The 16,952-nt window shown below is 61.6% G+C and carries 17 protein-coding genes; 8 read left to right on the forward strand and 9 right to left on the reverse strand.

Going from position 1 to position 16,952, the window contains the following annotated elements; translation table 11 throughout:
- Positions 1-67: 67 nt before the first annotated feature.
- Positions 68-832: a sulfite exporter TauE/SafE family protein gene (locus CQ002_RS14520; protein ID WP_034109336.1), complete on the reverse strand. Its 765-nt coding sequence runs from the start codon at positions 830-832 to the stop codon at positions 68-70.
- A 188-nt stretch (positions 833-1,020) separates the two neighbouring features.
- Here CQ002_RS14520 and CQ002_RS14525 point away from each other — a divergent pair, with 188 nt between their 5' ends.
- The gene (locus tag CQ002_RS14525) at positions 1,021-1,917 is read left to right on the forward strand and encodes a LysR substrate-binding domain-containing protein (RefSeq protein WP_105162853.1); all 897 of its coding nucleotides are present in this window, start codon (positions 1,021-1,023) and stop codon (positions 1,915-1,917) included.
- Here CQ002_RS14525 and CQ002_RS14530 read toward each other — a convergent pair.
- On the reverse strand, positions 1,863-3,269 hold the full coding sequence (locus CQ002_RS14530) for an amino acid permease (protein WP_034109338.1): 1,407 nt from the start codon (positions 3,267-3,269) through the stop codon (positions 1,863-1,865). The genes CQ002_RS14525 and CQ002_RS14530 overlap by 55 nt on opposite strands.
- Positions 3,270-3,406: 137 nt before the next feature.
- A complete protein-coding gene (kynU, locus tag CQ002_RS14535) occupies positions 3,407-4,657 on the reverse strand; it encodes a kynureninase (protein ID WP_105162854.1) in 1,251 nt (416 codons plus the stop codon).
- Positions 4,658-4,801: 144 nt separating this feature from the next.
- On the opposite strand from kynU, the gene CQ002_RS14540 reads away from it, so the two are divergent.
- On the forward strand, positions 4,802-5,275 hold the full coding sequence (locus CQ002_RS14540) for an Lrp/AsnC family transcriptional regulator (protein WP_016974903.1): 474 nt from the start codon (positions 4,802-4,804) through the stop codon (positions 5,273-5,275).
- A 121-nt stretch (positions 5,276-5,396) separates the two neighbouring features.
- On the opposite strand, the gene catA is transcribed toward CQ002_RS14540, so the two are convergent.
- Genes catA through CQ002_RS14555 form a run of 3 tightly spaced genes read right to left on the reverse strand, consistent with a single transcriptional unit; the run spans position 5,397 to position 7,798 of the window.
- Entirely contained in the window at positions 5,397-6,326 is a 930-nt protein-coding gene (gene catA, locus CQ002_RS14545) for a catechol 1,2-dioxygenase (protein ID WP_034109340.1), read from the reverse strand.
- A gap of 41 nt (positions 6,327-6,367) precedes the next feature.
- On the reverse strand, positions 6,368-6,658 hold the full coding sequence (catC, locus tag CQ002_RS14550; protein WP_034109341.1) for a muconolactone Delta-isomerase: 291 nt from the start codon (positions 6,656-6,658) through the stop codon (positions 6,368-6,370).
- A gap of 12 nt (positions 6,659-6,670) precedes the next feature.
- Entirely contained in the window at positions 6,671-7,798 is a 1,128-nt protein-coding gene (locus CQ002_RS14555) for a muconate cycloisomerase family protein (protein WP_034109342.1), read from the reverse strand.
- Between the two features lie 114 nt (positions 7,799-7,912).
- Between CQ002_RS14555 and CQ002_RS14560 the strand changes: the two genes are divergently transcribed.
- Positions 7,913-8,788 carry a LysR family transcriptional regulator gene (locus tag CQ002_RS14560; RefSeq protein WP_034109343.1) on the forward strand — a complete coding sequence of 292 codons (876 nt, stop codon included), beginning with the start codon at positions 7,913-7,915 and terminating at the stop codon, positions 8,786-8,788.
- Between the two features lie 39 nt (positions 8,789-8,827).
- Here CQ002_RS14560 and CQ002_RS14565 read toward each other — a convergent pair whose 3' ends face one another.
- Entirely contained in the window at positions 8,828-9,808 is a 981-nt protein-coding gene (locus CQ002_RS14565) for a helix-turn-helix domain-containing protein (protein WP_069078160.1), read from the reverse strand.
- A 313-nt stretch (positions 9,809-10,121) separates the two neighbouring features.
- Between CQ002_RS14565 and antA the strand changes: the two genes are divergently transcribed.
- The 4 genes from antA to CQ002_RS14585 all read left to right on the forward strand — a co-directional run bounded on the left by antA (position 10,122) and on the right by CQ002_RS14585 (position 14,537).
- Entirely contained in the window at positions 10,122-11,513 is a 1,392-nt protein-coding gene (gene antA / locus CQ002_RS14570) for an anthranilate 1,2-dioxygenase large subunit (RefSeq protein ID WP_034109345.1), read from the forward strand.
- The gene (gene antB, locus CQ002_RS14575; protein WP_034109346.1) at positions 11,513-12,004 is read left to right on the forward strand and encodes an anthranilate 1,2-dioxygenase small subunit; all 492 of its coding nucleotides are present in this window, start codon (positions 11,513-11,515) and stop codon (positions 12,002-12,004) included. Before antA ends, antB begins: the two co-directional genes overlap by 1 nt.
- 49 nt (positions 12,005-12,053) lie before the next feature.
- Positions 12,054-13,061, forward strand: coding sequence for an anthranilate 1,2-dioxygenase electron transfer component AntC (antC, locus tag CQ002_RS14580; protein WP_105162855.1), 1,008 nt, complete (start codon positions 12,054-12,056; stop codon positions 13,059-13,061).
- Between the two features lie 72 nt (positions 13,062-13,133).
- Positions 13,134-14,537 (forward strand): amino acid permease, encoded by a 1,404-nt coding sequence (locus CQ002_RS14585; RefSeq protein ID WP_034109348.1) that lies wholly within the window; start codon positions 13,134-13,136, stop codon positions 14,535-14,537.
- Positions 14,538-14,682: 145 nt separating this feature from the next.
- Here CQ002_RS14585 and kynA read toward each other — a convergent pair whose 3' ends face one another.
- Together kynA and kynB are read right to left on the reverse strand one after the other, a co-directional pair.
- On the reverse strand, positions 14,683-15,540 hold the full coding sequence (gene kynA, locus CQ002_RS14590; protein WP_034109349.1) for a tryptophan 2,3-dioxygenase: 858 nt from the start codon (positions 15,538-15,540) through the stop codon (positions 14,683-14,685).
- Positions 15,537-16,187, reverse strand: a complete 651-nt coding sequence (kynB, locus tag CQ002_RS14595) for an arylformamidase (protein WP_098467368.1) — start codon at positions 16,185-16,187, stop codon at positions 15,537-15,539. The genes kynA and kynB overlap by 4 nt, the downstream gene beginning before the upstream one ends.
- Before the next feature lie 377 nt (positions 16,188-16,564).
- Here kynB and CQ002_RS14600 point away from each other — a divergent pair, with 377 nt between their 5' ends.
- Positions 16,565-16,909 carry a cupin domain-containing protein gene (locus tag CQ002_RS14600; RefSeq protein ID WP_034109351.1) on the forward strand — a complete coding sequence of 115 codons (345 nt, stop codon included), beginning with the start codon at positions 16,565-16,567 and terminating at the stop codon, positions 16,907-16,909.
- Positions 16,910-16,952 lie beyond the last annotated feature (43 nt).

The following is a 16,952-nucleotide window of genomic DNA, read 5'->3' on the forward strand; positions in this document are numbered from 1 at the left end:
CCCCGGGGAATAAGCGGCGACACGGCAAAATACATTTGACCTGAGCGCACGAATACCCAGCCCATTGTTAACCACCGATCAGCAGATGAGCGCCCAACAACCCCATGCCGATGAAAAATACGCGCTTGAACAACAGCGCGCTGACGCGCCTGCGCACCACCTGCCCCAACCACATGCCCAACAGTGCCGGTACCAGCGCCAGCAGCGACGCGTTGATTTCCCCGCCCCCAAGCGTGCCGCGCCAGGCCAGCCCGGCAGCCAATGCCAGCGTCGACACGCTGAATGAGAGTCCTAGCGCCTGCACCAGTTGGTCGCGATTCAAGCCCAGGGCTTGCAGATAGGGAACGGCTGGGATCACGAACACACCGGTTGCCGAGGTGATGACGCCGGTCATCACGCCGCATAGAGGACCCAACCAGCGTTCGGTTTCAGGCTTTACCCTGAACGAGGGCAGGAACAATCCGCTCAGTGCGTACACCAGCAATGCCCCGCCCAATGCATGGATCACCCAACCACCGCCGTCCATGCCCAGCCACAAGGTGCCAAGCCCGGTGCCGAGGAAGATCAGCAATAGCATCGGCCAAAGTCGCTTGGTCAGGGCGCCCAGGTGACCGCCGAATGCCAACTGCCACAGGTTGGTGACCGTCGAGGGGACGATCAACAATGCAGCTGCCTGCGCCGGCAGCATAGCCAGGCCAAGCATGCCCATGGCGACGGTGGGCAAGCCGAGGCCGATCACCCCCTTGACGGTGCCAGCCAGCAGGAAGGTGCCGATCACCAGCAGGGTCAAGGCTGGTCCTAGGTTTTGGTAGAACGCGAGGAAGGTATTCATGGGGGCAGTGTGAGGGTTTTCGCTGGCGCGGGAAATTCGCCATATACTGAGGCAGCCTCTTGTTTTGTGTGAGGCTGAGGGCCTTTTCGCGAGCAAGCCCGCTTCACACTTGAAGGTGCTCGCCCATCCACATGTGGGAGCGGGCTGGCTCGCGAAGACGCCAGTCCAGTCACAGGAACCCCGCAACCATGCATTTTGACCTGATTGATCTGCGCCTTTTCCTGCACGTCCTCGACACCGGCAACATCACCGCCGGCGCGGCCCGCAGCCATCTATCCCTGGCTGCGGCCAGCGCCCGCATCCGGGCGATGGAGGCCTCCATGGGTATCGCGTTTCTTGAGCGCGGCCGTCGAGGCGTCACGCCAACGCCCGCCGGCAAAGCCCTCGCCCGTCATGCACGCCTGCTGCTGCAACAGGCCGAGCACCTGCAACAGGACCTGGCGGAATACGCCAAAGGTGTCAAAGGCCAGGTGCGCCTGCTGTGCAACACCACCGCCCTCAGCGAATACCTGCCGGAATTGCTGGCGGACTTTTTGCGCGAGCACCCCAACCTCGATATCGACCTGCAGGAGCTGCCGAGCCTGCGCATCACCCAGGCCTTGCGCCAGGGCACGGCCGACCTCGGGATCATTTCCGACGCCGTCGACACCCACGGTTTGCAGACCCTGCCCTTTCGCGATGACCCGCTGGTGCTGATCATGCCGTTGGACCATCCGCTCACCCCGCAAAACGTGAGTTTCATCGACAGCCTGCGACACGACTACGTCGGCTTGGCGGCCGACAGTGCGCTGGCGGTGTACCTGGAAGAACAGGCGCTGCACGAAGGCTTTCGCTTGCAGACACGCATCCGTGCCGAGGGGTTTGACGGGGTGATTCGCATGGTCGCCCGTGGCGCTGGCCTGGGTATCGTGCCCCAGGCCGCGCTGCAGCGTTCGCCCTCGGAAAGTCGCGTCAAGGCCCAGCCGCTCACGGAGGACTGGGCTTGTCGCCGGTTACTGCTCTGCGCACGCTCGTTCGAACATCTGCCCGGCTACGCCAAGGCCTTGTTCGACGCCTTGGCCCTGCCCTTGCGGAAAAACCCGTAGTACACCGCCGACAGCATCAGCAGGAACGGCACGCCAAATACCAGCGTCATCTTGAACGCCTCGGTGAAGTACGTGGTGATCATCACCGCGCCCATCAGCACCAGGCCCAGCAGGGTGCTGTAGGGAAACAGCCGCAGCTGGAACGACAGCTTCGCGCCGCCGTGGCGCTTGCGGTAGCGACGGAAGAAGAAGTGCGTGAGGAAGATCATGAACCAGGTAAAGATCGCGCCAAACATCGAGATGGCCATCATCAGGGTGAATGAGCTTTCCGGGTATACCACATTCAGCAACGTTGCCAGGGCAATGCCCGAGCTGGACAGCAGCAACGCGTTCAGCGGAATGCCGCTCTTGCTCAAGGCGCCCATGGACGTGGGCGCAAAGCCGGCGCGGGACAGGCTGAACATCATGCGGGTGGTGATGTAGAGCTGGCTGTTCATCGCCGACAGCGCCGCGATCAGGATCACGAAGTTCATCACCCCGGTGGCGCCGGGAATGCCGATGGTCTGCATCACCGTCACGAACGGGCTCTGGGTTTGCCCGGCCTGGTTCCACGGCACGATGGCCAGCATCAGCGCCAGGGTCAGCAGGTAAAACACCACCAGGCGTACGATGGTGGCGCGGAAGGCCTTCTTCACGGCCTGTTCCGGGTCGGCCGCTTCACCGGCGGCCACGGCGATCATCTCCACACTCAGGTAGCTGAAGATCGACACGATCACCGCGATCCACATGCCGTTCAGGCCATGGGGGAAAAAGCCGTCGTGAGCGGTGTAGTTCTGCACCCCGTACTCTGGGTTCCCGGAGCCAAACACCACGTAAACGGCGAGGAGGATGAAGCCAACGATGGCGCTGATCTTGATCGTCGAGAACCAGTATTCGAAGTTGCCAAAGGTCTTCACGCTGATGGCGTTGAGCAAGATCAGCACGCTGGAAAACGACACGATCCACACCCATTCCGGCACAGCGGCGAACCAGTACTTCATGTACATCGCCACCGCCGTGACCTCGGCGCCTACCGCCAGCACAATCGCCGCCCAGTAGGCGTACCGCACCAGGAAGCCGGCCAGGGGGCTGATGTAGAACTCGGCGTAGGCGCCGAAGGATCCGGACGTGGAATGGGCGACCGTCATCTCCGCCAGGCAGCCCATCAACAGCAACGTGATCAACGCGCCGATGGCGTAGCTCACCAGCACACTGGGGCCGGCATAACCGATGGCGTAGGCGCTGCCCATGAACAGCCCGGTGCCAATGGCGCCGCCAATGGCGATCATGCTCATCTGGCCGGAAGTGAGCTGGCGCCGCAGGCCCAGCTCGCGGTGGGTGATCTCGGCAAAGCCGTTGTCTGGCGTGGTCACGTGGTGTGCCCCTTTATTATTGTGATGGTTGTTGCTGACGCTGAACCCTGTGGGAGCTGGCTTGCCTGCGATAGCGCCGGTGCATTCACCACCGTCATCGCAGGCAAGCCAGCTCCCACATTTTGATCGGCGGTGTGTCAGGTGACGCTGTTGCGAACTTTGAACTGCGGCTGGTCCCAGGTGCGGTTGTCGAGGATGTCACCCAGGATTTCCACGGCATCCCATACCTCGGTAAAGCGGGTGTACAGCGGGGTAAAGCCGAAGCGCATGATGCGTGGCTCGCGGTAGTCACCGATCACGCCACGGGCGATCAAGGCCTGGATCACGGCGTAGCCTTCAGGGTGCTCGAAGCTCACATGACTGCCGCGCCGGGCGTGCTCACGCGGGGTGATCAATACCAGCTCATGGGCGGCGCAACGGGTTTGCACCAACGCGATGAACAGGTCGGTCAGCGCCAGGGATTTGCTGCGCAGGCTGGCCATGTCGGTCTGGGCAAAAATCTCCAGGCCGCATTCAACCATCGCCAGCGAAGTGATCGGCTGCGTGCCGCACAGGTAGCGGGCGATGCCGGCGCTCGGTGCGTAGTTCGATTCCATGGCGAACTGCCGGGTGTGCCCGAACCAGCCCGACAGCGGCTGGCGCACCACGTCCACCAGCGCCGGGTTGACCCACACAAACGCCTGGGAGCCCGGGCCGCCGTTGAGGTATTTGTAGGTGCAGCCAATCGCGTAATCGGCACCGGCCTGATGCAGGTCGATGGGCACCGCGCCCGCCGAGTGCGCCAGGTCCCAGATACTCAGCGCGCCACACTCGTGGCTCAGGGCTGTAAGCGCCTGCATGTCGTACATGAAGCCGGTCTTGTAGTTGACGTGGGTAAGCATCACCACTGCCACGTCCTGGTCGATGGCCTGGGGCAATTCGTCCGGGCTGTTCACCAGGCGCAGCGAATAGCCTTGCTGCAGCAACTCGGCCAGGCCCTCGGCGATGTACAGGTCGGTGGGAAAGTTACTCGCCTCGCTGACGATCACTTTGCGCCCAGGCTGACGCTGGCGCTGTACGGTCAACGCGGCGCTGAGCACCTTGAACAGGTTGATGGAGGTGGTATCGGTGATCACCACTTCGCCGTCGCGGGCACCAATCAGCGGTGCCAGGCGGTCGCCCAGGCGTTGGGACAACTGCGCCCAACCGGCGCTGTTCCAACTGCGAATCAAACCATTGCCCCACTCTTCGGCGATCACTGCCTGTGCCCGGGCCAGCGCCGCCACCGGGCGTGCGCCAAGGGAGTTGCCGTCGAGGTAGATCACGCCCTCCGGCAGGGCGAACTGGCGGCGTAATGGCGCCAGCGGGTCCTGGGCGTCGAGGGCTTGGCAATCGCTTCGAGTGGTCATGGGCTGTCCTGATTCTTATAAGTCGGAATGGACAAAATAATGAACGAAGTTTTAGAGAATTTTCGTGCAAAGTGCTGGGTAACAGGCTAATTAAGCTGTAGGAAATTCGAATTTAACCCCCAAATACGCGGATTTATTCTAACCATGATTCTCGACGCCACCGACCTGCGCCTTCTGCATTTCCTGCAACAGGATGGCCGTATCAGCAACCAGGAATTGGCAGAAAAAGTCGCGCTGTCGCCGTCCGCGTGCCTGCGCCGCCTGCGTCTGTTGGAGAGCGAGGGCATCATCAGCGGCTACCGTGCAGTGCTGAATGCCGAGCAACTGGGGATTGAGCTGGAGGCCATCGTCCACCTGTCCTTGCGCCAGGATGTGGAGGATTGGCATGAGACATTTATCAAGAAGGTGCAGGGCTGGCCGGAGGTGGCCAGCGCCTATGTGATCACCGGCGCCAGCAACTATGTGCTGCGGGTGCAGGCGCGCAACCTCAAGCACTTTTCGGACTTTATCGTGAACCACCTGAACCGCACGGCGGGGGTGATGGATATCCGCTCGGAGATTGTGTTGCAGAAGATCAAGGATCGCGATGAAGTGTTGGACCTGGTCATCCGCAAATGACCGCAACAGCCTAAAACCCGTGGGAGCGGGCTTGCTCGCGAATACGGTGCGCCAGTCAATACACCGGCTGGCTGATCCCACGCATTCGCGAGCAACCCCGCTCCCACTTGTTTAACCGCATTTAATCTTCCAACGCGCGGACTCGTTGCATGCGCTTTTGTTCTACCGGCGCTTCGGCAGTCTGCAATTCAAAGTCAAAATCAATCTGCGCAAACCGCCCTTCCACGCCAAACTCGCGCGCCAGTTGCGGGTCGTCACTGAAGCGAATCTCGGCGATCAACTCATCCCGCGTCGCATAGGCAAAGTCGTCATGCAGGTACGGGTCGTCCGACAGGTTGATCTGCGTGGTCAGGTGCCGATGCCCCGGCGCCGAAATGAAGAAGTGAATATGCGCCGGCCGCTGGCCGTGGCGCCCCAGTTGGTCGAGCAGTTGCTGGGTGGGCCCGGTCGGCGGGCAGCCATAGCCGGACGGCACGATACTGCGGAATCGGTAGTTGCCCTGGGCATCGGTCTCGATGCGCCGGCGCAGGTTGAATTCGGATTGCGTGGGGTCAAACCACGAATACGTACCGCCGGTATTGGCCTGCCACACATCCACAATCGCCCCGGCCAGCGGCTTGCCATGGGTGTCGCGCACTTGCCCGCGCATGAACAGCGGCACCGCGTCGTCCGTGCCATCGTCCAGCCGCGCCTCGTACTTGCTCAACGGCGCCCCGGCCACATACAACGGGCCTTCGATGGTACGTGGTGTGCCACCGGACTTGCCGGCTTCCTCGTCCGCGGCGTCCATCAACAAGTCCAGGTAATGCTCCAGGCCCAGCCCGGCGGCGAGCAGGCCGGCTTCCTGGTTCTTGCCCAGCTCATTGAGGTAATTGACCGCCTTCCAGAACTCTTCCGGGGTCACTTCCAGGTCTTCGATGATGTTCACGGTGTCGCGCAGAATCCGGTAGATCAACGCCTTGGTGCGCGGGTTGCCAGCGTCGTTGAGGTTGCCGCTGGCTTCTTCGAGAAACTGTTGGGCTGGGGCAGTCTGGGACAATCGGATGGACATGGTGCATTCCTCATCTTGTAATTATTGGGGGCATGACGGGCTTAACGGTCGTCTTCACGGATCGACGAAGGGTGCCGGCACAGGGCGTTCACTTCGATGGCCATGTAGGGATAAAGCGGCAGCTGCATCAGCAGGTCGTGCAGTTCTTGAACGCTGTCGACATCGAACACGCTGTAGTTGGCGTAGTGCCCGGCGATGCGCCACAGGTGGCGCCATTTGCCTTCGTGCTGCAAGCGCTGTGCGAGGGCTTTTTCATCAGCCTTCAAGCTGGCTGCGCGCTCGGGGTTCATGTCGACGGGCAGGTTCACGGTCATTTTTACGTGGAACAGCATGGTGGGCGCCTCTTAGTGTTTGTCACGACGGAAGAACGCCAGGCGCTCTTCATCGACGGCCAGGCCCAGGCCCGGCGCGGTGGAGACATGCAGCTGGAAATCCCGGTACACCGGCGGCTCGGTGAGGATGTCTTCGGTGAGCAGCAACGGGCCGAACAGTTCGGTGTCCCACGCCAGCTTGTTCAGCGTGAGGAAGGCATGCGCCGACGCCAGCGTGCCGATGCCACCTTCGAGCATGGTGCCGCCGTACAGGCCGATCCCGGCCGCCTCGGCAATCGCCGCTGTGCGCAGTACCGCGCGGGGGCCGCCGTTCTTGGCGATCTTGAGGGCGAACACCGACGCCGCGCCTTCGCGGGCCAAGTTGAAGGCGTCCTCGACACACTCGATGGACTCATCCGCCATGATCGGCGCCGGGCTCGACAGGTTGAGCCGCGCCATGCCGCCACGGTTGTTGCGTGAGATGGGCTGTTCGATCAGGTCGATGCCGTTGTCGCCGAGCACCTTGCACGCGCGCAACGCAACCGCTTCGTCCCAGGCCTGGTTGACATCGACGCGCACACTGGCGCGGTCGCCCAGGGCCTTTTTGATCGCAATCACATGGGCCAGGTCGTGGCTGACGTCACCCGCACCGATCTTCAATTTGAAGATGCGGTGGCGGCGCAGGTCGAGCATCTTTTCGGCCTCGGCAATGTCCTTTTCGGTGTTGCCGCTGGCCAGGGTCCAGGCCACCGGCAAGGCATCGCGCACGCGGCCACCCAGCAGCTCGCTGACCGGCAGGTTCAGGCGTTTGCCAAGGGCGTCGAGCAAGGCACTTTCGATGCCGGACTTGGCAAAGGTGTTGCCACGGATGCTGCGTTCCAGGCGCAACATGGCGGCGTTGATGTTGCTGGCGTCCTGGCCGATCAGCAACGGCGCGAAGTGGCGGTCGATGTTGACCTTGATGCTGTCGGGGCTTTCATTGCCGTAGCTCAGGCCGCCAATGGTGGTGGCTTCGCCGATGCCCTCGATGCCGTCGGCGCAGCGCAGGCGGATGATCACCAGGGTCTGGTTTTGCATCGTGTGCATCGCCAGCTTGTGCGGGCGGATGGTGGGAAGGTCGACGATGATCGTCTCGATCGACTCGATGGCGCAAATCGGCATGGCAATACCCGTTGGGTTCTTTTTAGATTCAAGCCGATTCTGTCCCGCATCTTTCTTGGCTTCCAATATAGAATTGGTCTCAAGCAATACCCTCAAGGTATGAAAGGAGCCGTTATGGAACTGCGTCACCTGCGCTATTTCCAGGTGCTGGGGGAAACCCTGAATTTCACCCGCGCCGCCGAACGCCTGCACATCGCCCAGCCGCCATTGAGCCGGCAGATCCAGCAACTGGAGGACGAATTGGGCGTGGTGCTGCTTGAGCGTGGTCGACCGTTGCGGCTGACCGAGGCCGGGCGCTTTTTCTATGAGCACGCCAATGTGCTGCTGGAACAACTGAACAAGGTCTGCGACAACACGCGACGCATCGGCCAGGGTGAGAAGACCTGGCTGGGTATCGGCTTCGCGCCGTCGACCCTGTACGGCGTGTTGCCGGAGCTGATTCGGCGGCTGCGCACCCATGAGGCGCTGGAGTTGGAGTTGGGGCTGTCGGAGATGACGACCCTGCAGCAGGTCGAAGCGCTCAAGGCCGGGCGGATCGACGTAGGGTTCGGGCGCATTCGCATCGACGACCCGGCCATTGTCCAGCGCGTGCTGGTGGAGGATCGGCTGGTGGCGGTACTGCCCACCGGCCACCCGTTGCTGGCCGCCCCCGCGACCCTCGCGCAACTTGCCGCCGAACCCTTCGTGCTCTACCCCGGCAACCCTCGCCCCAGCTATGCCGACCACGTGATCGCGCTGTTCGACGCCCACGGCCTGAGCCTCAAGGTAGCGCAGTGGACCAATGAACTGCAGACCGCCATCGGCCTGGTCGGCGCCGGCATGGGTGTGACACTGGTGCCGGCCTCGGTGCAGGTGCTGCACCGTGCCGACATCGGCTACACGCCGATTGTGGAAGCCACCGCGACGTCGCCGATCATTCTCAGCCGGCGGGTGAATGATCAGTCGCCGGGGCTGAGTCATTGCCTGCACCTGGTGGAAGAATTGATCTGAGCCCCAAAGCCAGCTCCCACTTTTTGATCTTCATTGCTTTCAAACGCTGCGCATACGCTTGCGCTGCAACGTCTGGCTCGGCGACTCATCGAACAGCTTGCGGTACTCCGCCGAGAACCGTCCCAAGTGAGTAAAGCCCCACCCCAGGGCGATCTCGGAAATGGTACGGGTGGCGCCGTGTTCGAGGATTTCCTGGCGCACGGCAGAAAGTCGGTACTTCTTCAAATAGGCCATGGGCGACAGCGCGAAGTATTTGCGAAACGCATCGAACAGCTTGAACCGCGACACACCGGCGGCGGCTTCCAGGTCTTCCAGGTGCACGGCTTCGCGGGCGTTGTCGTGGATGCACTGGCGGGCACGGATCAGGTAATGCGGCAGTTTCACCCCCAAGACATCGCGCAGTTCTTCGGAGTAATTGTTCGGTTGGGCCAGGATCAGGCCCTTGATCAGCGAGCTTTCCAGGTCGCGGGTAAAGGCGGCCTGCTCATACAACTCACTGCCATGCTCCAACTCCGCAATGAAGTAACGCGCCATGCGCCACCACGACGCTGAAGCACCGTCCACCGCGTCCATCACCGACTCAAAGCGCAACGGCGCCTCGATCGGCCGTTGCAGCAAACCTTCCAGCGACTCACTCATCGCCGCGCGCGTGATCACCACCTGCAACTTGCGGCAGTCGCCGGAGATCGCCAGCACCTGATGCTCGTTGGGCGAGATAATCACACCCTGGTCGCGGTTGGAACTCAGGCGCTCACCGTTCTTGCTCAACTCCTGCTCGCCCACCAGGGGCAGGCTCAGGCTGTAGCTGCTGAAGTGCTCGGCGTCTTCGATGTCGATGGTCACGTCAGTGCCGTATTCGATCACACCCAGGGTAGTGGCGCGGGACTTGAATACGTTGGCGCTGTGGTGAAAGCGCAGGCGTTCGGGCGTGGCGGTGGCCAGGCGATGGGGCCCGCAGATACCGGACATCCAGCTGCGGGCGCCCTCCAGGTCGAAGCGTTGAATCGTTTGGCTGCTCATCAGGGTGCACCCACGGCGGTTAGGCTGTTGCGCGCTCTGGCGGCGCGTCGTTAGTGTTCCATAGCAAGTAATGCGCCACGCCAGCGCAATAGCCACTGGGTGGATAGCAATCGTCGACTAGGCGGATAAGCCGCCGGTTTTCTCGCCTCATGCCCCGCCAGACAGTAGCGCATCCCGTCACGACTATGCACCGGGTTGGGTATTTGCTGCCCAATTTTCCGGCCCAGGTTCCCCCACTAAGCGGATAGCCCGCACCCTGCCCCGCTGCCTCTAATAAACCACCGATTAGCCCCTACCCAAAAAGGTGCCTCCCATGAGTGGTGCAAGAAGCGTCGAGCAGTGGAAAACGTTTATCGAAAGCTGCCTGGACTTTCGTCCGGCAGACGACGTGTTCCGTATTGCCCGCGATATGTTCACCGAGCCGGAACTGTTCGATCTGGAGATGGAACTGATCTTCGAAAAGAACTGGATCTACGCCTGCCACGAAAGCGAACTGGCCAATCACCACGACTTCGTGACGATGCGCGCCGGGCGCCAGCCGATGATCATCACCCGCGATGGCGAAGGTCGGCTCAATGCGTTGATCAACGCCTGCCAGCACCGCGGCACCACCCTGACGCGGGTCGGCAAGGGCAACCAATCCACCTTCACCTGCCCGTTCCATGCCTGGTGCTACAAGAGCGACGGCCGACTGGTGAAGGTCAAGGCACCGGGGGAATACCCGGAGGGTTTCGACAAAGCCACACGCGGCCTGAAAAAGGCACGCATCGAGAGCTACCGGGGCTTTGTATTCATCAGCCTGGACGTGAATGGCACCGACGGCCTGGAAGACTTCCTCGGCGACGCCAAAGTGTTCTTCGACATGATGGTTGCCCAATCCGCTACCGGTGAGCTGGAAGTGCTGCCGGGCAAATCCGCCTACACCTACGACGGCAACTGGAAGCTGCAGAACGAAAACGGCCTGGACGGTTATCACGTCAGCACCGTGCACTACAACTACGTGGCCACGGTGCAACATCGCCAACAGGTAAACACCGAGAACGGCACAGGCGCAGGCAGCACCCTGGACTACAGCAAGCTCGGCGCCGGCGACGCCAACACCGATGACGGCTGGTTCGCGTTCAATAACGGCCACAGCCTGTTGTTCAGCGACATGCCCAACCCCAGCGTGCGCTCCGGCTACGCCACCATCATGCCGCGCCTGGTGGAAGAACACGGCCAGCAAAAGGCCGAGTGGATGATGCACCGCCTGCGCAACCTGAATATCTACCCGAGCCTGTTCTTCCTCGACCAGATCAGCTCGCAGCTGCGCATCATCCGCCCGGTGGCGTGGAACAAGACCGAGATCATCAGCCAGTGCCTGGGGGTGAAGAACGAGTCCGATGCCGACCGGGAAAACCGGATCCGCCAGTTCGAGGATTTCTTCAACGTGTCCGGCATGGGCACACCGGATGACCTGGTGGAGTTTCGCGAAGCCCAGCGCGGTTTCCAGGGCCGGCTTGAACGCTGGAGCGATATCTCACGCGGCAGCCACCGCTGGGAAACCGGCCCCACGCCCAACAGCGAAGCCATCGGCATACAACCGGCGATGACCGGCACCGAGTTCACCCACGAAGGCCTCTACGTCAACCAGCACCGCAACTGGCAGCAGTTCCTGCTCAACGGCCTCGATAGGCAAGCGCTGACACTGCGGGAGGTGAAGTGATGAATGCCCAGTTGCAGTACCAGATCGAGCAGTTCTTCTACCGCAAGTCCGCGCTGTGCGACGCCCAGGACTGGGATGCCTATGTGCAGTTGTTCGACTCGCAAAGCGAGTTCCACCTGCCGCAGTGGGACTCGGAGCACGTCTACACCCGCGACCCCAAGCGCGAGATGTCGTTGATCTATTACGCCAACCGCTCGGGCCTGGAAGACCGCGTGTTCCGCCTGCGCACCGGCAAGGCCGCGTCGGCCACGCCGATGCCACGCACCTTGCACCTGATCAACAACGTGCGCATTGCCGAGCAGGCGGATGGCACGCTGGAGGTGCGACTGAACTGGCACACCCTGTTCTATCGCCTGGCCACCTCAGAGCAATTTTATGGCCACGCCACCTATCACCTGAAACCCGATGGCGACAGCTGGTTGATCACCCGCAAGCACGCGCTGCTGCTCAACGACACGATTAATTCGGTGCTCGATTTCTATCACTTGTAGCAGAGAGCGTTGTGGCGAGCGCACGTCAGAAATACGCGGAGAGCAATACATGAATCACAAAGTGGCCTTCAGTTTTGCCGACGGCAAGACCCTGTTTTTCCCGGTGGGCGCCAATGAAATCCTGTTGGATGCAGCGCTGCGCAACGGCATCAAGATCCCTCTGGATTGTCGCGAAGGTGTCTGCGGCACCTGCCAGGGCCGTTGCGAGTCCGGCGACTACAGCCAGGACTATGTCGATGAGGAAGCCCTCTCCAGCCTCGACCTGCAACAACGCAAGATGCTCAGTTGCCAGACGCGGGTGAAGTCCGATGCAACCTTCTATTTCGACTTTGATTCGAGCCTGTGCAATGCGCCGGGCCCGGTGCAGGTGCGTGGCACGGTGAGCGCGGTGCAGCAAGTGTCGACCAGTACGGCGATCCTGCAGGTGCAGTTGGAACAGGCGCTGGATTTTCTGCCGGGCCAGTACGCGCGCTTGGCGGTGCCGGGCACGGACAGTTGGCGGTCGTACTCCTTTGCCAACCTTCCGGGCCATCAACTGCAATTTCTGCTGCGCCTGTTGCCTGATGGGGTGATGAGCAATTACATCCGCGAACGTTGCCAGGTTGGCGATGAGCTGTTGATGGAAGCACCACTTGGCGCCTTCTATTTGCGTCACGTCACCCAGCCATTGGTACTGGTGGCGGGTGGAACCGGGTTATCGGCCTTGCTCGGCATGCTCGATGAACTGGCCGCCAATGGTTGCGACCAGCCCGTGCACCTCTACTACGGCGTGCGCGGTGCCGAAGACTTGTGCGAAGCGCCGCGCATCCAGGCCTATGCCGCGAAAATCCCGGGTTTTCGCTACACCGAAGTCCTCAGCGCACCTTCAGAGGACTGGCCCGGCAAGCGCGGCTACCTCACCGACCATTTCGACCTGGCCGAATTGCGGGACAGATCGGCGGATATGTACCTGTGCGGCCCCCCGCCAATGGTCGAATCCATCCAGCAATGGCTGACGGATCAGGCACTTGATGGCGTTCAGCTGTATTACGAAAAGTTCACGCAGAGTAATATCTGACCCCTCAGCACTTCTGAGGGGCTGATGCGGCGTGCACTCAACCCTGAGAAAAACAAGTAGAAGGGAATGTTAATGGCGGATGACATGGTTAACCCGGTAGGCCTCAAGCGTGGCCTGAAGAACCGGCACATTCAGCTGATCGCCTTGGGAGGGGCGATTGGCACAGGGTTGTTCCTCGGCTCGGCCGGGGTGCTCAAGTCGGCGGGCCCGTCGATGATCCTGGGTTACGCGATTGCCGGTTTTATCGCGTTCCTGATCATGCGCCAGCTCGGCGAGATGATCGTCGAAGAGCCGGTGGCCGGCTCCTTCAGCCACTTCGCGCACAAATACTGGGGCGGCTACGCAGGCTTCCTGGCGGGCTGGAACTACTGGGTACTCTACGTACTGGTGGGCATGGCCGAACTGACGGCGGTGGGCAAATACATCCAGTTCTGGTGGCCGGAGATCCCGACCTGGGTCAGTGCACTGGTGTTCTTTGTCGCGGTGAACCTGATCAACACCCTGAACGTGAAGTTCTTCGGGGAAGCCGAGTTCTGGTTCGCGATCATCAAGGTGGTGGCGATTGTCGGCATGATCGTCCTGGGTTGCTACCTGCTGTTCAGCGGCACCGGAGGTCCACAAGCCTCCATCAGCAACCTGTGGAGCCACGGCGGGTTCTTCCCGAATGGCGGCATGGGGCTGTTGATGTCCATGGCGTTCATCATGTTCTCGTTCGGTGGCCTGGAGCTGGTGGGGATCACCGCCGCCGAGGCCAGCGAGCCGCGCAAGGTCATCCCGAAGGCGATCAACCAGGTGGTGTACCGGATCCTGATTTTCTACGTCGGCGCCCTGACCGTGCTGCTGTCGCTGTACCCATGGGACCAGCTGCTGCAAACCCTCGGCGCGTCGGGCGATGCCTACAGCGGCAGCCCGTTCGTGCAAATCTTCGCGTTGATCGGTAACGACACCGCCGCGCACATCCTCAACTTCGTGGTGCTGACCGCGGCGCTCTCGGTGTACAACAGCGGCGTGTACTGCAACAGCCGCATGCTGTTCGGCCTGGCCGAGCAAGGCGATGCGCCCAAATCGCTGATGAAGCTGAACAAGCAAGGCGTGCCGATTCGGGCCCTGGCGATCTCGGCGTTGGTGACGATGCTGTGCGTGGTGGTCAACTACGTGGCACCGCAGAGTGCCCTGGAGTGGCTGTTTGCGCTGGTGGTTGCCTCGCTGATGATCAACTGGGCGCTGATCAGCATCACCCACATCAAGTTCCGCAAAGCCATGGGTGAACAAGGCGTAACGCCGTCGTTCAAGACCTTCTGGTTCCCGTTCAGCAACTACCTGTGCCTGGCATTCATGGTGATGATCATCAGTGTGATGCTGGCGATCCCGGGCATTCGCGAGTCGGTGTATGCGATGCCGGTGTGGGTGGGGATTATCTATGTGGCGTATCGGTTGCGGGTGCGCAGGAGTCACGCGGTCGTCAACGCACAATGATATTTGGGGGAGCCGGGCGTGCCCGCGATGGCGGTGTGTCAGCCACGGGGTGGACTGGCTGAAGCTGCGCCATCGCAGGCAAGCCAGCTCCTGCAGTTTTGAATGCATGCCAAATGAAAAGCCCCGGTGATCCGGGGCTTTTTGTTTATAGCGTCGAGCGTACTCGCCACAACTCGGGGAACAACACCGTGTCGAGCATCTTGCGCAAATACCCCACACCTTCCGTGCCGCCAGTGCCGGGCTGGAAGCCGATGATCCGCTCTACCGTGGTCACATGGCGGAAGCGCCATTGGCGGAACGAATCCTCCAGGTCGATAAACTTCTCGGCCAACTGATACAGGTCCCAGTAGCGGGTCGGGTCGCGGTACACCTCACGCCACGCCGCCTCCACGGACTCGTCGTGAACCGTCGCAGCCGTCGGGTCGCGCTCGGCACGTTTCGGATCAATCGCCAGGCCGGCCTTGATCATCAGGTTGATCGCCTCGTCATACAGCGACGGCGTGGCGATTGCCACTTTCAACTCGTTCAACAGCTCCGGCCGATGGGCGTGAGGCCGCAACAGTGCTGCGCTTTTATTGCCGAGGATAAATTCGATTTCGCGGTACTGGAACGACTGGAACCCCGACGACTGCCCCAGGAACGGCCGGATCGCCTTGTATTCCGACGGCGTCATCGTCGCCAGCACCGCCCAGGCGTGCACCAGTTGATCGAAGATGCGCGACACCCGCGCCAGCATCTTGAACGCGGGCGGCAGCTCGCCCAGGCGCACGTGTTCGCGGGCAGCCTTGAGTTCGTGGAGCATCAGTTTCATCCACAATTCGGAGGTCTGGTGCTGGATGATAAACAGCATTTCGTTGTGGTCGGGCGACAGCGGGTGCTGGGCGCTGAGGACTTTGCCCAGGTCCAGGTAATCGCCGTAGCTCATGGACTCGGAAAAATTCAGTTCGGCGTTATGCCATTCTTCGGGCGGCTGGTAATCGGCAGAGAAGGGACATTGGCTCATCGCGTGGGCTCCTTGAGCGGGCGGAGAATGGCGCGGACCGGGCTCGCGTCCAGGTTGGCAAAACGCAGCGGCAGCGCGATCAGTTCATAGTCGCCCTCCGGTACGTCATCGAGCACGATGCCTTCGAGAATCGCCATGCCATGGCGGGCCACGGCGTTGTGTGAATCCATGGTCTTGGACTGTTGCGGGTCAAGGGACGGGGTGTCGATACCGACCAGGCGCACGCCGAGGCTGGCGAGCAACTCAATGGTTTGCGGGGCGATGGCGGTGAAGTCCGCATCCCATTCGGTCAGCGGCGCATGTGGATAAGTGCGCAGCAACACACGCTCGGGCAGGTTATCCACACGCCCCTCCAACTGGTGCGGCTGCACCAGCGCACCGCTGTCCAGGCAATGCAGTACGCGGCATGCGCCCATGTAGACATCCAGCGACACCTCGCCGATGGGCGCGCCGTCCGCGCTGTAATGCAGCGGCGCATCCACGTGGGCACCGGTGTGCGGCGACAGGGTGATACGCCCGACATTCACCGGGCACTCCGGGCCAAACTGCCACACGCGTTCTTCCTGGAACGGCGTATCCCCCGGCCAGGTCGGGGTCGCCGTACTCAAGGGCGGGCTGATATCCCACCACGTTTTTATTGGGTTCATTCGAAGGCTCTCGGCGGTTACTTCGGTGAATGATACGAGGGCCTGCCGCGAATTTTCTTGCGAATTCCGGCGCGAGGCGGGAAATCTTTCGCACTTACTGCGAAGAAATAGCGCCAAGGCGCACAAATCTACCGTTCAGAAACACCTCCCCCTCCCCTGTAGGAGCCGGGCTTGCCCGCGATGACGGTGTGTCAGGCGATGGCGATGCAAACAGTGCCGCCGCCATCGCGGGCAAGCCCGGCTCCCACGGGATGTCGCCGTGCCTGCCGAATGACCGCCTGCCTGCGCTTCTGGGCATCCCGATGTCGAGTTCAGACCACTGACACAACGCCCGAGGCCTTAGGGTGCACCTTTCCATTCGCTGCCTCGGAGTCATCATGTCCAAGCCCATCACCGTACTGCGCGACACCCACCCACTGCCCGTCCTGGACGCGTGCAAATGGGAGAAGCTGGAGGGCGACCCACATACCGTCAACCTCAACGCCTACACCAGCGAAGACGGCAGCAAGATCATGGGCACCTGGATCTGCACACCGGGCAAGTGGTACGTGGACTACGTGAAGTGGGAATACTGCCACTTCCAGGAAGGCTACTGCATCATCACGCCCGATGGGCTGGCGCCGATTCACTTGCGGGCTGGAGATATCTTCGTGGTGGAACCGGGGATGAAGGGGACGTGGGAAGTGGTCGAGACAGTGCGCAAGTATTTTGTGTTTGCTTGAGCCGCAAAAACCCGGGAGCCCACTATTAGCAGGCTCCCGGAAA

The organism is Pseudomonas sp. MYb13 (assembly GCF_002980075.1).
Taxonomy (GTDB): Bacteria; Pseudomonadota; Gammaproteobacteria; order Pseudomonadales; family Pseudomonadaceae; genus Aquipseudomonas; species Aquipseudomonas lurida.